The organism is Moorena bouillonii PNG, assembly GCF_001942495.1.
In the GTDB taxonomy this organism is placed as follows: Bacteria; Cyanobacteriota; Cyanobacteriia; order Cyanobacteriales; family Coleofasciculaceae; genus Moorena; species Moorena bouillonii.
In genome coordinates this window covers 5,001,956-5,017,370 of sequence record NZ_MKZS01000001.1, presented here as the reverse complement: position 1 = coordinate 5,017,370, position 15,415 = coordinate 5,001,956, and the positions used below count along the sequence as shown (strand labels likewise).

At 43.7% G+C, this 15,415-nt stretch carries 14 protein-coding genes; 7 read left to right on the top strand and 7 right to left on the bottom strand.

The window, feature by feature from the left end; genetic code table 11:
• Both BJP37_RS20345 and BJP37_RS20340 read right to left on the bottom strand, forming a co-directional pair.
• Window positions 1–2,096 (bottom strand): NB-ARC domain-containing protein (locus tag BJP37_RS20345; RefSeq protein WP_237048875.1); only part of this gene is annotated, 2,096 nt, incomplete at its 3' end.
• A gap of 144 nt (window positions 2,097–2,240) precedes the next feature.
• Complete coding sequence (locus tag BJP37_RS20340; protein WP_075901490.1) at window positions 2,241–2,738, bottom strand: hypothetical protein; 498 nt, start codon at window positions 2,736–2,738, stop codon at window positions 2,241–2,243.
• A 216-nt stretch (window positions 2,739–2,954) separates the two neighbouring features.
• On the opposite strand from BJP37_RS20340, the gene BJP37_RS20335 reads away from it, so the two are divergent.
• From BJP37_RS20335 to BJP37_RS43740, 3 genes are read left to right on the top strand one after another with little or no spacing between them, the layout of a single operon-like run.
• The gene (locus BJP37_RS20335) at window positions 2,955–3,815 is read left to right on the top strand and encodes a tetratricopeptide repeat protein (protein WP_075901476.1); all 861 of its coding nucleotides are present in this window, start codon (window positions 2,955–2,957) and stop codon (window positions 3,813–3,815) included.
• A complete protein-coding gene (locus BJP37_RS44675) occupies window positions 3,816–3,956 on the top strand; it encodes a PIN domain-containing protein (protein WP_293047920.1) in 141 nt (46 codons plus the stop codon).
• The gene (locus BJP37_RS43740) at window positions 3,944–4,075 is read left to right on the top strand and encodes a hypothetical protein (protein WP_269087035.1); all 132 of its coding nucleotides are present in this window, start codon (window positions 3,944–3,946) and stop codon (window positions 4,073–4,075) included. Before BJP37_RS44675 ends, BJP37_RS43740 begins: the two co-directional genes overlap by 13 nt.
• A gap of 603 nt (window positions 4,076–4,678) precedes the next feature.
• On the opposite strand, the gene BJP37_RS20325 is transcribed toward BJP37_RS43740, so the two are convergent.
• Complete coding sequence (locus BJP37_RS20325; RefSeq protein ID WP_075901474.1) at window positions 4,679–6,238, bottom strand: FAD-dependent monooxygenase family protein; 1,560 nt, start codon at window positions 6,236–6,238, stop codon at window positions 4,679–4,681.
• Window positions 6,239–6,769: 531 nt separating this feature from the next.
• Here BJP37_RS20325 and petJ point away from each other — a divergent pair.
• Window positions 6,770–7,102, top strand: a complete 333-nt coding sequence (gene petJ / locus BJP37_RS20320) for a cytochrome c6 PetJ (protein ID WP_075901472.1) — start codon at window positions 6,770–6,772, stop codon at window positions 7,100–7,102.
• A 570-nt stretch (window positions 7,103–7,672) separates the two neighbouring features.
• Here the strand turns inward: petJ and BJP37_RS41365 are convergent.
• Complete coding sequence (locus BJP37_RS41365) at window positions 7,673–7,837, bottom strand: hypothetical protein (protein ID WP_198954126.1); 165 nt, start codon at window positions 7,835–7,837, stop codon at window positions 7,673–7,675.
• Window positions 7,838–7,957: 120 nt separating this feature from the next.
• On the opposite strand from BJP37_RS41365, the gene hppD reads away from it, so the two are divergent.
• Together hppD and BJP37_RS20305 are read left to right on the top strand one after the other, a co-directional pair.
• Window positions 7,958–9,085, top strand: coding sequence for a 4-hydroxyphenylpyruvate dioxygenase (hppD, locus tag BJP37_RS20310; RefSeq protein ID WP_075901468.1), 1,128 nt, complete (start codon window positions 7,958–7,960; stop codon window positions 9,083–9,085).
• A 346-nt stretch (window positions 9,086–9,431) separates the two neighbouring features.
• Window positions 9,432–9,971: an EF-hand domain-containing protein gene (locus BJP37_RS20305; RefSeq protein ID WP_075901466.1), complete on the top strand. Its 540-nt coding sequence runs from the start codon at window positions 9,432–9,434 to the stop codon at window positions 9,969–9,971.
• Between the two features lie 557 nt (window positions 9,972–10,528).
• On the opposite strand, the gene BJP37_RS20300 is transcribed toward BJP37_RS20305, so the two are convergent.
• Both BJP37_RS20300 and purL read right to left on the bottom strand, forming a co-directional pair.
• Complete coding sequence (locus BJP37_RS20300; protein ID WP_229415385.1) at window positions 10,529–10,897, bottom strand: RpnC/YadD family protein; 369 nt, start codon at window positions 10,895–10,897, stop codon at window positions 10,529–10,531.
• Window positions 10,898–11,100: 203 nt separating this feature from the next.
• Entirely contained in the window at window positions 11,101–13,746 is a 2,646-nt protein-coding gene (gene purL, locus BJP37_RS42740) for a phosphoribosylformylglycinamidine synthase subunit PurL (RefSeq protein ID WP_229415384.1), read from the bottom strand.
• 478 nt (window positions 13,747–14,224) lie between these two features.
• On the opposite strand from purL, the gene BJP37_RS20285 reads away from it, so the two are divergent.
• Window positions 14,225–14,413, top strand: coding sequence for a hypothetical protein (locus BJP37_RS20285; RefSeq protein WP_075901464.1), 189 nt, complete (start codon window positions 14,225–14,227; stop codon window positions 14,411–14,413).
• Between the two features lie 191 nt (window positions 14,414–14,604).
• Here BJP37_RS20285 and BJP37_RS20280 read toward each other — a convergent pair whose 3' ends face one another.
• Complete coding sequence (locus BJP37_RS20280; RefSeq protein WP_075901462.1) at window positions 14,605–15,174, bottom strand: DUF1802 family protein; 570 nt, start codon at window positions 15,172–15,174, stop codon at window positions 14,605–14,607.
• Between the last annotated feature and the right edge of the window lie 241 nt (window positions 15,175–15,415).

Genomic DNA, 15,415 nt, shown 5'->3' with positions numbered 1-15,415 from the left:
GCTAACAACACATCGGATAAGTGGGGGGCTAAGGCTGTTAAGGCTCTGGCTCGGTAGTATTCATCGGAAATCCCTCTGACGCAATCTAAGGCTTGAGCTAACAACACATCGGATAAGTGGGGGGCTAAGGCTGTTAAGGCTCTGGCTCGGTGGTATTCAGACTTAATCCCTCTGGCGCAATCTAAGGCTTGAGCTAACAACACATCGGATAAGTGGGGGGCTAAGGCTCCTAAGGCTCCTAAGGCTCTGGCTCGGGAGTATTCATCGGAAATCTCTCTGGCGCAATCTAAGGCTTCTGGTAACACTTCGGGTAAGTGGGGGGCTAAGGCGACTAAGGCATGGGCTCGGTATCTTTCATCGGAAATCTCTCTGGCGCAATCTAAGGCTTGAGCTAACAACACATCGGATAAGTGGGGGGCTAAGGCGACTAAAGCATCGGCTCGGTCTGATTCATCAGAAATCCCTCTGGCGCAATCTAAGGCTTGGTCTAACAACCCTTTAGGTAAGTGGGGGGCTAAGGCGACTAAAGCATCGGCTCGCAAGAATTGATCCGAAATGCCTCTGGTGCAATCTAAGGCTTCCGGTAACACTTCGGGTAAGTGGGGAGCTAAGGCCACTAAGGCTAATGCTCGGTGGTATTCATCGGAAATCCCTCTGGCGCAATCTAAGGCTTCCGGTAATAAAGAAGGGGTAAGATACTCACTAATTGCCTCCAAACCCTCTGCTTGACGTTCATAATCTTTAATCTGTCGCACATAAGCTAGTGCCTGGGCTGGCCTCCACATTTCTTTCTCCAGTAATGCTGCCATTAACTCTGGAAAAATTTTTCCAGCTAAACTGTTGAGGGATGTCGTAATCAGAGCATACCGGCACTGTAAACTAATCGATTCTGTGGGATTTTCTCTAAAATTATCTGCTGCTATTGCCCAAGCTCTCGATACATCCTTGATAAAATTAGCAGTGTTTCCCTGTCTATCACACTGCCAATACCAACCGTTATCTCCTGCTGGAGTTTCTTCTTTCAGGAGTTGATGAATTTCATCTATCTTTTCAGCTTTCTCTAGGTGCCAGGTTAAGTGGCTATAGATATAATCATCATCGGGTAAGGTATGCCATAATCCGTTTTCGGTCTTAGTTTGATAACGTTCTAATAATTGCTGATGGGCTTCGGGGATTGATAATCCTAGCTCTGGTTGCAGCAGATTACGGGCTAAATCATGTAATAGGTCATGGAGGCGATAGTTAGTTTTTTGGGTACTAGAGACACCAGGTAGTAATAACGCTTTATTTCGTAAGTAGATTAACGTCTTTTTAGCTTTAACTGAAGTACAGTTCCATAACGTTGTCGCCATGGTTTCAGTAATGGTGACATCCTCCGGCAGTACCCCTAACCAAGCAAATTTTTGCAATCTCTCGGCAGATAATCGCTTTAAACTGAGATTAAAGGAAGCCACTAGACTGTAGTTTTTGCGCTTCGCGTCACTTGGCTCTTCCTCTGCTTCCAATCGATCCAAGGCTTCTAAGTCAGCAATTTCAGCTTGTAACTCATCCAGTAACTCTTCCCAAGAGAATCCATCCCTAACTTGGGCAGCAGCTAATTCTAATGCTAGGGGTAAGTAGCCCACAGTTTTGGCTAAGGTTTTAGCATAGTCGAGTTCTTGATTAGTTAACTCATTGTTGAAACAACCGGTTAATAACTCCAAGGATTGATTTAGAGTCATCACGTCCAAATCATAGCGATCGCCTTTAATCGGGGCTTCTCTTGTGGTCACTAAAACCCGACAGCCACTCCCTGCTACTCGAAAGGGTTCAACATGGTCAGGATGCCAAACATCATCCACGACTAGCAACGCTTTTTTATCAGACAATAACGTTCTTAATTGTAAAGAAGCGCTATCAATATTAATCGGTTTGAAGTCATAATCTCTTAATGCCTGTATCCACGTACTTAGAAAGGATAAAATATCTGGTTGCTGACCTAAGGTTGCCCAAAAAATCCCATCGGGAAAATGGGATTGAACCTCTGGATCATAGGCTAAGGCCGCAGCTAAGGTGGATTTCCCAATTCCTCCTAAGCCATAGATCGCACTAACCACTAAAGTGCCAGCTCTAGCGGTTTCTTGGGATAACAGAATTTGTTTTAGTCGTTGGCTGACTTCCGGGCGTTCAACATAATACGGAGGTACTGGGGGTGCTTGATTTGGTCGAGTTTGGTTAACCTGCCTCCCAGGCGACTGCAGTCAAAATGTATTATGTTGGTCCCCTTGAATAGTTTGCTTTTCTCCAATATTTCCAATATTAGTTTGTTTCTCTCCAAAATTAGTATTCTCTTGATTAAGAATATTCCTTTTGGCAAAGTTTTTCACGTTTTCAATGTTGTAAGTCTCACTAGTAGCCTGGTGGGATTCCAAGGCTTTGGTAATCTTTTCAAGAATTTCCTCTAAGTTAGGCAAAGCTTCAGCATCAACAGTAGTCACCAAACCCTCGATGGCTTGGGCAACTTCGGGATTTTGCTTGGCTGCTGCTTCTACTTCCAATACCACTTCAGCATAATCAAGTGGTTGCTCTGGAGCTTGCTCGATAGCCATTACTGTATCTGGAGACTGGTTTCTCAGGGATTCCACAAACTGGTTAGTCTGGTCCCAGACAACTTGCCCGACATTTTCCCCAGTTTTTTCTAGGGCTTTAGTGGCGAGCACAGTAGAAATAGCGACAACGGCAGCGGCTAATGGTTCCATAGTTGAAGGAGATGATTGATAGTTTTATTATATAACTTTAGCAAAGGGAGCAGGGAGCAGGGAGTAGGGAATCGGGAGTAGGGAGTAGGTAAATGCTATAGTAAGCATTCAGCTATCAGCTATCAGCTATCAGCTATCAGCTATCAGCTTATGTGCTACGCATATGCTTACATGCTATACTCAACTTATATTATATCATTAAAAGTAGTTTAACTAATGCTAATCTTACCAGAAGAAGAATTAACTAAATTAGTTCTAAATAACGAGCACTTGATTATCGAATATTTAGCAATAAGCGAGGCAAAATTGAGGAATCTGGAGCAATCTAATCAAGAAGGATTTTATGCTGAATTCAAGCAAATTATCGAAAGAATGAATTTTGTAGAGGATTTGGGTCGAATTGGATCAGAACACAAGGGTCAGCCTTTAATAGCAGCTCTGGGAGATGAATTTGAACTAAATGGTCAAATCGCGACTGCCCAAACCCTCAATAATCAATCATTACTTGCTATGGGGTGGAATCGTTTAGGACGATTACTCCAACAACAGGGTAAATTAGATCAAGCACAGCAGGCTTTTGAACGAGAAATTGCGATCGCTGAAGCCCTCAATAATCAATCATTACTTGCGATGGGATTGAACCATTTAGGAGAAGTGCTCCAACAACAGGGTAAATTAGATCAAGCACAGCAGGCTTTTGAACGAGCACTTAAAATCGATACTGTTAATAAATTTAGTAGTCTTTACACAGGACTATCTAGATTATCAACAGTTTTGGAAAAACATATCTTTGACTTCTCCAAGGACTATCTAGAACGTATTAAACGTAGATTAATGGCAATTTTGCAAGCTTCTGCCTTGGCATCTGAACAAAATGAGCTTCCAGACGCAGCCAAAAACTATCTTATGGATATCAGAAATACGGCAAGGGTAATTTTGTGGCAGATTGACAATTATCAACTATCTCATCAAAAGTATCCAGTCACAAACCTCTTAGATTGGCTAAAAACTTCACCAACTTGGGCTGGAGATGATTTTCAAGAGTGTTTGGACTATGTCAACCGAGTTAGGGAATAAATAGAGGATGCCGGAGTACGTATCAACGATTTATGGATAGCTTGCACAGCCATACAACATAATTTAATTATTGTTTCAGAAGATAGAGATTATCGAAAAATGAATGAAGTCAGGAATCTAAAATTAGAGTGCTGGAAGTAATAAGCGCGTTGTATCTGGGTTGTGAACATACTCCCAAAGGCCAAGAGGCAACAGGCAACAGGCAACAGGCAACAGGCAACAGGCAAGAGGAGAAAGAGATTCTCAGTTTTATTGTCTAATCAAAAAAGATATCCTAGGTTTACATCTAACCCTACACAAAAAAAACAAAGGGGCATTGGGGATTTTGGTTAAGGTGTTGCTCATTAACACAGCTAACTCAAAAAAATAAAATAAATTACACATAATTGAGTCCATAAATCGCTAAAACTAATATTTGTAAATAAATGTAAAAACTTTTAATTATCCCTTGCATTTTTTCCAGTAGTTATCTATACTATAGAAGGTAAAGACCGATACTAATAACCGCGCTGGTAACAGCTTTAATCAAAATCAGCGCGGTTTTCCTCCCACCTAAATAGGAGTTACTTCCATGATGCCAAAAAGATCACGATCATCAATCCCGGCTGGGTGCATCTTATTCAAGGGGTTTGACCCGGTGGTGCGTTACGGGACGGACTGTCCCAATACTGGCTACTGATAAAATCAGAGGCTTTCCGTCCCTAACGCACCCTACCCAACTGGCTCGGTGCATCTTGTTCAAGGGGTTTGAGCCGGTGGTGCGTTACGGGACGGGCTATCCCAACCCTGGCGACCGTGACAATCACGGCGAGCCCGTCCCTAACGCACCCTACCCAACTATTGCCTATTGCCTATTGCCTAAATTAATAATCACCCCCAGACCCATAGCGCCATGCTTCCAGCCAACGGTGGTAATAATATCTTGGTTTCGGTGGCAAAGTAGTCAACATGCCACTGAGTAATTTACCTGCTGGATACAAACTACTGTAAAGGGCTAAATTACTATAATGAACCATCCAATCCAATAGCATGGTTAATCCTACTTGAGGAATCACTGGCACCACTAATCCGGGCTTAGTTAATGATGTCACAAATAGGGTTTTAGATAATCCTGAAAACTTCACGACATCTTGGAGGAAGGGCTTAAGCACATCATCTCCCAGGTTTGCCATGGCTTGGAATACACCAGTGAGTAATTGATTAATTTGATTTGGTGCTAATTGTTGCTTGATGCCAACACTCATGGTTCGTTGAAACATCCAAGTTACGCCAATATTAGGCTGATAGGGTTGTAGTTGGGCTAAGGCATTGCGGTCTAGCAAATCATAATCTAAGGCTTCATGAATACCGTTACTTAGACGCTTTAAATGTCTGACCATGGAACCAAATCCACCAAAACTGACTGGTGATTGCCCACCACTGCTATCCCCTATGGGTAAAATCCGATTCCAAGGCATTCTTAGGGGGCTTTTTTGATAGGAAGGAAAAAAGCCAAATAGTACTCGTTTAAAGTCAAGTTGGGATAAGTCTACTCCCTGGTATTCTGGTAACAGACGAAAGTATTCGTCACATAAAAATTCTAAACTAGGACGTTCGGGATTAGCATCTAAGTAGGTAAATAAATAAGTTGTTCTACCATCACGAGCTGGAAATGCTTCCCAGAAATATTGACATTGATTTTGGATAGGAGTGAAGGATACAATTAAATCCCCCATGTCATTTTTAGGATAGCCTTGAGCACAGCTACCAACCACTAAACAAACTCCTTCTGGTTTCTGACCTTGCCTGACTTGCTTAACAATTGGCGAAAAATGTCCCATGGCATCTATCAGTAAGCGAGCTTTAACTTGGGTAACCTCCAACTGGTTAACCTTCAACCCCATTGAGACGCCATCGGGATGAATAGTTGCTTGTGTAAAGGATGTCTTTTCAAAGAGCTTACCTCCCGCAGCTAAAAATTTGGCTTTGAGGGTATCGAGCAGAAAGACTGGGTCAACACCAATGTTGAGTACGTCCTTTACCAAGAAATCAGGACCCTGGAAAAAACTGATCCGAGCTGGGTTATACTCGGATGCGATCGCATTCTCTAATTCCGCCGTTGAGAGTAACTCAAGTTCCAGGAATACTTCCAGTTCTTGGCGAGAGATATTCCACTCTTGGTCTCTACCGCGCAAAACCCCCCGTTCAACTACCGCAACTCGCCACCCTCGCTGTTGTAGAGCAGCACCAATCAGAATTCCTAAGGTACCGCCACAGATTACTACATCCAAGTCTAGGGTGCCTAATCCCTCTTCGGTTTCTGTAATCACCTCTGGGATTGGAGTTGTACCATCTCGTAAGGCTTTCCAGACTTTGTCAGCACTGCGCAGGCGTCCGAGAACATCACCAGGTAACTGGGATAGGATTTGTTCGGTTTGACTCATGGATGTTGGTTGGTCGTTAGATGCTAAGACTTTCTCTGTTTTATTTTAAATTGCTCCATCACAAGGCTTAGAGGCTGATGCGAACAGCTATCAGCTATCAGCTATCAGCTATCAGCTAAAGGCTGAGCACTGACCGCTGACGGCTGAGCACTGACCGCTGAGCACTGACCGGTGAATACTTGCACCTCAAGTAGCGTGACCTACGGTCAATCGCACTTGCCTAAATTAGCCTACCTTTAATGCTATTTATTACTAATAAATTTTAGAGGTTATCACCTTCAAATTGGGCAAATATTATGACCCTATTCAGCCTTTATTATCAGCACTATTGCATAGGTATATCAATAATATTGATATTAAGGCTGCCTTATTGATTCTTTGGTTTCCCCTGAGTGGGGATTGCCCATCTTATTAATTGTTAATTTAATTGTTAATTATTGTTATAACTTTCACACCCTGGGGTTTGACCGAGTCACCCCTCTCAGCTTACGATAATATCTGGCTTAACGCCATACTAAGAGGAGAAACACTTTGAAAAAAATACTAATTGCGATTCTGCTAGTTTTCGCGTTAATAACCTTCAGCTTCCCTGATTCCGCTTTAGCTGCTGGTGATGCGGCTAAAGGAGAAGCGGTATTTAACGCTAACTGCAATGCTTGTCATCAGGGCGGTGTAAACAGAGTCATACCCATGAAAAATCTGAAGAAGGAGGCCCTGGAGAAATTTGGGATGTATTCTGCTGCAGCTATCATCAAACAAGTCACAAACGGCAAAGGAGCTATGCCTCGCTTTGGTGGTCGTTTAAAACCCGACCAAATTGAAAATGTAGCTGCTTATGTTTTAGACCAGGCTGATAAGTGGTAGACTGCATTAAGTGACTAGTTTTTAATAAATCATCCCGTAGGGTGCGTTAGGCGCGGTGTTCAATAAACTAGCAACAGTTTAGAGTTTACGCCAGAAGCGCCGTAACGCACCAGCCATGGCTGTTTCAAAATTAATTAAGGTAAGCAGTCAGCAGAAGGATGTCGATGGCGCGGTCTGCGCCCCTCTGTCTTGTCAAGGATTTCAGTGCCACGCCAGTAGGGTGCGTTAGGCGCGGCGTAATCAACTAGCAACAGTTTAGAGTTTACGTCAGGAGCGCCGTAACGCACCAGCCATGAATGAATTAAGAATTAAGAATTAAGAATTAAGAATTAAGAATTAAGAATTGGGAATTAAGAATTAAGAATTGGGAATTAAGAATTAAGAATTAAGAATTAAGAATTGGGAATTCAAGAGAATTCGCGAATGCGCAAAGGTAGGATTTTCAAGTCTCAAGTCTCAAGTTTCAAGTCTCAAGTTTCAACTATCTGGCTGGAACAATGCAGATGTCTGCCTTAGAGGTATTACCAGCAGATGCGAGTCACGCAAAGCTTCCGCGCTTTAGGGATTGGCCTATGGCCACGCTACGCGAGTCACGCAAAGCAAATCGGCTATCTCAGGGGAATCGGGAATCGAGAATCGGGAATCGGGAATCGGGAAAGAGAGGGGAGTGTGGGAGGTGTGGGAGGTGTGGGAGGTGTGGGGAGTGATAAAAGTCAGATCAGCTGAAAATGCCATGACTTACCCACTCAGATATGTAAAATATCTGTAATCCTCTTTTCCCCACTGCAAATTGGTATAATTTTCTAAAAATAGCAACATTAAAAACAGTATAAGCTCTTTAACTAGATGTCACCCATGAAAATTGATCATGTTCATTTCTATGTTGAAGATGCTACAGTTTTTTCTGATTGGTTAGTCCAGACTCTTGGCTTTCAAAGGGTTGCCAGTGGCAGTAGTTACCATACCTACACAGAAGTTATAAAAAGTGGCTCAATCACGTTTCTTATCTCTTCACCTCTGACATCAACAAGTCCTATTGCTGAGTTTTTGCGTCTACATCCTCCTGGGGTGGCTGACATCGCTTTTCTTGTAGAAGACCTCGAAGCAGTGATTGAGAATGCGATCGCTCAAGGAAACCAAGTGGTAAAATTACCTCAGGAGCAATTGCAAAGACAGGGACGGCTAAAGTGGAGTAGAATCACCTCCTGGGGTTCTCTGGTTCATACCCTAGTTGAGCGGGATGGCATCTGTGAGGAATCCTTTTTCCCGGCTCAGTTGAACTGGATCACGAATACTGCTGATGGTAAGGTACCCTCCCTTAGTACAGAGGAAAACCGGGGAAATAACAATCTTCAGACCATGTTCACCACCATTGATCATGTGGTACTTAATGTAGCTGCTGGTGAGTTAGAACGGGCAGTAAATTGGTATCAACAAGTGCTGGGATTTTGCCCACAACAAATATTTTCTATTAAGACACAACAGTCTGGTTTATACTCTCAGGTCATGGTTAATCCCACTGGTGAGGTGCAGTTGCCGATCAATGAACCAACGTCTGCTAATTCCCAGATTCAGGAATTTCTAGATTTCAATGGTGGACCAGGAATCCAGCATATTGCTCTTAGAACTAGCAATATAGTAGAAGCGATCGCTCAACTCCGTGGTCGAGGTTTGCCGTTTATTGAAGTTCCTTCCAGCTACTACAGCCAGTTGCGGCAAAGACCAGGGGGCTCTAATTTACCCTTACCAACAGCAGAATGGGAAGAAATTGCTACCAGAGAAATTTTAGTAGATTGGCAGCAACAGTTTCCCCAAGCTTTGTTACTTCAAACCTTCACCAAGCCCATTTTTGGGAAGCCTACGTTCTTTTTTGAAATCATTGAGCGCCGCTGTCAGGCCAAGGGATTTGGAGAAGGGAATTTTCGTGCTTTGTTTGAAGCAATTGAGCGGGAACAGAACAAGCGAGGAAGTTTAGGAATGTAAGCTAATGCGCGTTCAGCTATAAACTTATGCTTAGGTTAATAATGCTCAAGGTTAATTTCTCTACTTGGAGGTATTGACAAAATGCCTTACCTTTTAACTTGTAATCAATGTCAAGTATCCAGTATAATTCTCTGTGTAGTGAGAAACCTTAGTTTTCTAGACCATAAAATCATGGGAAGTAAGAGTAGCAAGGTGTCGTCTAAGTCAAAACTCCGGGCGCGCTCAGTCCTTCAATTTATAGGTTAAACTACAGTAAAATAAGTCGTTTTTAAGGATTTTTTTGAGACTAATAAGCTACTCATATTAAACTGAAAAACCATAAATTTTAATCCAAGGTTACTTGAAAATGTTAACCGCATTACAACAAAGAAAATTAACAACATTATTCAACAATATCGATGCTGATTCAGGTGGAACTCTCAACCAAGATGATTTTCATCTGATTTTGAATAAACTGGCTATTTCACGAGGGCTAAAACCTAATTCTTGGCAATATGCCTATCTGCGTTCTATCTTGGTGTCCATCTGGAATAACTTGAGTTTGGCTGATCAAAACAGGGATGCAGAAATCACCCTTGAGGAATGGTTTAAGTATTACGACAATCTGATTCACTCAGATGCCTATGAACCCCTTATTCATTTGCAATGTGATGTCTTTTTTGCTTTACTTGATGAGGATGACAATGGAGAAATTAGTCAGCAAGAGTATGTAGATTTGGTCAGTGCCTATGGTGTTGATGCTAGTTGGGCAAGGGAAAATTTTTGCAAACTCGATTTGAATAGTGATGGACATATCTCTCAGGAAGAGCTTTTTACCTTGATGGATGAATTTTTCCGCAGTGATAACCCAAAATCTCCGGGAAATTACTTTTGGGGTTCCTATTAAATTTTTACGGTATTAATCTGAGATATTTTCCATGGATCGAATTCGACGTTCAGACATTCCAGAATTTTATTGTCCAATAGACGTAGCACTCAATAAAACTGGGTAGACCTCTTGCTATTTCCTTAGTCCTAAACTTCTTACACAAAAAGGGATACCCAGATTATTTACTATATAGCACTACGCATTAAGGTGTTTGACATTCCTAAATTACGAAACTTATTCATAGCTTACTTCTGACTTTTGACTTCTGACTTCTGACGCTAAGCGTAGCGCTATACCACTTGATAAAACCCATTAACTATTTCTTCCAAGGAAACTTGGTACCCATCTCAGTTAGGGCAGAAAATACCAGATACAGGATCAGTAAACCAACAGTAGCTAGAAACAAAACAATATCATTATCCATAAAATTAAGGGAATCGGGAATCGGGAATCGGGAATCGGGAATCGGGAATCGGGGATAATAATTTAGGCCAATATAACCAAAAAATTCGTTGATCTAATTATACTAAATAAAGACTCCCTAGCATTCAGCAGACAGCTGAATGCTTACACCACTAATGAAGCTTCCTGTTCTCCTCAACAGACAGCAATTGGTCAAGCCAACCCTGAAACTCTTTGAGAGAAGCAATAGTAATTCCTTGTCGATGCAAGGTTTTTAACACAGAGACCGACTCAATCTGGTTAATTTTATCAACCAACTCCCTTGGCAAATCCTCAAATCGTACCTGAAGAACTTCCAAAAGAGTCTCTCGACTATTTTGGAGAATGCCTTCTTCTATCCCCTCTTTACGAGCAAGGCGCTCTATACTAGTAACATAGGGCATTGTGCTTTCCTCCTCAAAACGTCTGACTATCTTATAGCAAAGGGAACAGGGAACAGGGAACAGGGAACAGGGAGTAGGGAATAGGGAACTTTTGATCAAAATTCTCTCAATTCATTTAGGAATGCTGAATCAAAGCCCTTCTGGGCCAATAACTATCCAGCCAATTCCTGTTGAACGTGTTTAAAAAACATTGCGATCGCGTTCGCAAAGCGGTTCCAAAGAAACATAGCGAACCGGTTCTCATAATAATAAGGTACACAAGATTGTTTCCCGATTCCCGATTCCCGATTCCCGATTCCCTCCTAAACCCTCAAACGCCTTTCAATCCCATTTTCCCAAACATCACACATCTCCTGAACTGTCATCTCAATCACACACTGACCATTTCCCGCCAGTACTCGTAAACCAGCATTTTCCCCTTGAACAACACCCAGTTGTTGCCAATATCCCTCATCCCCCAACTGTTGCTGTAGATAAGATTCCCAACTTGTTTGCTGTTGAGGACTCACAGACACCAGAATCCGACTCCCCCCCTCACCAAATAGCACTTCATCCCAGCGTAGGTCTAGCGACTCGGAGCTATAGCCTAGAGTAATTTCTGCCCCCAACTTACCTGCGATGCAGGATTCAGCCAAAGCTACCACTAATCCTCCTTCAGCACAGTCATGAGCAGAATTTACCCAACCTTGACCGATACCCTCTCGCGTTACGGTTTGGATACGACGCTCTAAATCAAAATCCACTACTGGTGGCTTACCCGCAACCATACCATGAATCGTTGCCAGATACTCCGAAGCGCCTAATGTAATTTGGGATTTAATTTGGGATTGACTATTTTCCCAGTATTTAGTCCCCAATCCTAATAAATAAATTAAATCCCCTTCAGCTTGCCAACCTTGACCACAGGTTTTAGTAATATCAGCAACTAATCCCACCATCCCCACCACTGGCGTCGGGTAAATCGACTGAGGATTGCCGTCACTATCAATGGTTTCGTTATACAAGGAAACATTCCCCCCAGTCACAGGAGTGCCCATTTCCCGGCAAGCCTCTGCTATTCCTGCACAAGCAGAGGCCAGTTGCCAGTAACCCACAGGCTTTTCAGGAGAACCAAAATTCAGATTATCGGTTACTGCCAAAGGTTCTGCACCCACACAGCTCAGATTCCGTGCTGCTTCTGCTACCACAGCCTTTGCCCCTTCATAGGGGTCAAGATAAACATAACGGGAATTACAATCCACCGTTGCGGCGACACCAGCATTAGAGGTTACAGGTTGAAGGTTAGTAGGTTGAAGGTTAGCAGGTTGAAGGTTGGTTTCAGGTTGAAGGTTAGTTTCAGGTTGAAGGTTAGCCGGTTTAAGGTTAGCCGGTTTAAGGTTAGCAGGTTGTTCGCCTTTGGCGTTCCCGTAGGGTAGGTTAGTTTCGGTTGAACCTTGGCCTTTCGGCCACGCTTCGCGAACAACATTCAACCTTTCAACTTTCAACTCTTGTTCAACCTTCAACCCTTCAACATTCAACCCTTGTTCAACATTCAACCTTTCAACATTCAACCCTTGTGGGCGTAACCGAATCACCGCAGCATCAGCGTTTCCTGGCAAAATTAAGGTATTGTTCTGGACTTGGTGGTCGTACTGGCGATAAACCCAACGTTTCGACGCAATAGTTGGAGTATCTAGGAGTTGACCTAGGATGTCATTCCAAGTGTGATGCTTGCCGTTAATCTCAATACCTTTAACATTACAGGGAGGGAGGGATTCTCCATCCCATTCCCAAGCCTTCAATGCATAGTCTGGTGGTTCTGTCAATAGCTCCCGCTGATAAATTGGAGTATTATCTGCTAGGGCAGTAGCTGGGATTTCTGCTGCTACCTCTCCTTGGAACAAAATCCTGACCAAAGGTTCCTCGATTACCTTACCTGCTACCACAGCATGGAGTCCCCAACGGTGGAAAATATCAATCAGTTCCTGTTCTCGACCCTTGTGAGCAACAAACAGCATTCGTTCTTGGGATTCCGACAGCAGGTATTCATAAGGCACCATACCGGTTTCTCGCGCTGGCACCAGGTCTAAATCGAACTCAATACCCAAGCCCCCTTTAGCTGCCATTTCTGAAGTCGAACAGGTTATGCCAGCCGCTCCCATATCTTGAGCAGCTACTACTGCACCGGTTTGAAATGCCTCAAGACAGGCTTCAATTAGAGACTTTTCTAGGAACGGGTCCCCCACTTGCACCGCTGGACGGTCATCTAGGGATTGATCCGTAAGTTCCGCACTAGCAAAACTTGCCCCTCCCATCCCATCTCTACCGGTAGTGGACCCGACATAGAGCACAGGATTTCCAACTCCAGAGGCTCCAGAGGTAACAATTTCCGGAGTTTCCATCAGTCCCAGAGCCATGACATTGACTAAGGGATTACCAGTGTATGCCCGGTCAAAGTAAACTTCACCCCCTACAGTAGGGACACCCACGCAATTGCCATAGTGACTGATTCCTGCTACTACCCCATTAAACAATCGTCTAGTGTTGGCATTATCCAAAGTCCCAAAGCGCAGAGAGTTCAAGACCGCAATGGGGCGAGCTCCCATGGTAAAAATATCCCGTAAAATCCCCCCTACTCCGGTAGCAGCTCCTTGAAACGGTTCTACCGCTGAGGGGTGATTGTGGGATTCAATTTTAAAGGCTAGTTGTAGCCCATCACCCAAGTCTACAACACCAGCATTTTCTCCAGGACCAACTAGAATACGTTTTCCTTCTGTGGGAAATTGCTTCAGTAGAGGACGGGAGTTCTTGTAGCAGCAATGTTCCGACCACATCACACCGAACATTCCCAGTTCAGCTTTATTGGGATGACGCCCTAGGCGCTGGACAATTTCTTCATATTCAGAAGGGGTTAAGCCTTCAGCAGCAATCTCTTCTGGGGAAAAGGAGGTCGAGGAATTAGTGGGCATATCACTCTGGCACAAAGGGCACAGAGATAATTTTATAGAGTATTGAGCCAATTATGATCAATAGCCAGACTTCTTCAGCTCCTTTGGTTCCCGTCCTTTGGATTTTTGCGTTCGCGAAGCGGTTCCAAAGGAACATCGCGTATCAGCTATCAGCTATCAGCTATCAGCTATCAGTTATCAGTTATCAGCTATCAGTTTATGCGCTACGCGCAGGCTACTTGAGTCGCTATTGGCCAACGGCTGACTGCTGAGCGCTGAGGGCTGACTGCTGACTGCTGAGCGCTGACTGCTGAGCGCTGACTTCTGACTTCTGACTTCTGCTATACCTTACCAATTCCTTAGCCACAATAAAATCACCCACGTGGGTAATGTCTCGGATATATTCCCCGTATTACTCTGTAAGCATAGCTGCAACTTACAATCTTATCACCCCTAAAACCGCAGCTCTATCAATCTATCTATTGGAGGCAAACCCATTATGTCTAGAAATTTTGATCATATAGCCTACTCTGTATCCACCCTAGTTTATCAATACAATTGCTATAGCCCAAACACAATCGAATACGTTTTATTTAATCAAGGACTCCTAGCCGGTCTGGAAAGACAAGCCGAAGCTAGCGACAGTCCAGTTTACCTAGAAGGTTATGAAATAGGACAGACCTATTAAGCTGTTCTCGAGGTTATCCACTTATGGCCCTGCGCGCACTGGGGGGAATGGGGGAAGCAATTACCATGGTTTCCCCCTCAGGTAACTTCAACTATTGGTGGGATAAACTCGTCCTCGCCACTGAGTTGGTTGTTGGCCAGCAGAAAGGAAAATGCGAACTACAGCCAACGGATCGGCCAGAGGAGAAAGTATCAATCCTCGATCACACTGCGAATTTCTCTAACTTGTTCGATATACTCCCGATCATTCCAAACCGGTACAACTCCCTGGTAAGAAATCGGTTCAACTAAATCAATCCATGAACGACAGCCTCCGTACTCTTGGTGGTAGGGAGTTATCACAGGTTCAGGTAACTGATAAGTACGCAAGAGCAGTACATATAAAGCTTGACGTGGCTTCCACTTCAAGCGCTCACTGGCAAATTGTTCATTCCAAATATGATAGGGTAGCAGAGCAGCAACAGTTGATTGCTCCGTTACTGACAAAATATCAGTAATAGACGCCCAGCTACCAATCCGAACAGTTTCCGGATGCCAACCTGAGAGCACAGGCTTCACTTGTTCAGCATAGTCAGGTTTAAGCAAATTAGGCTTTTGATGCTCATAAGTAGGGTAGAGTAAAACCTTGGGGTGAGCCACTCTAAAGCAGTTGCCCTGTTCACGAATACCGCCTTTGCGTAACAGCATAATCGTTTTGCCCGCTTCTAAGGCATCAACCGCAACAGCCCATTCTTTTAGGGCATGGGTAGTAGTTGAGAGCATAAGTTTAGTAATCGAAATTTTCTGATCACAATAAAACGTTTGCGTTTTCCTAGGATAGGATGCCAAGATTACTCTCAGTAGGGAATAGGGAGTCGGGAGTCGGGAGTCGGGAGTCGGGAGTCGGAACCCACCCCTAACCCCTCCCAGGAGGGGAACGGGAGTCGGGAGTCGGGAGTCGGGGTAAGACAATTGAATGTACCATCTCCCCATCTCCCCATCTCCCCATCTCCCCATCCCCCCA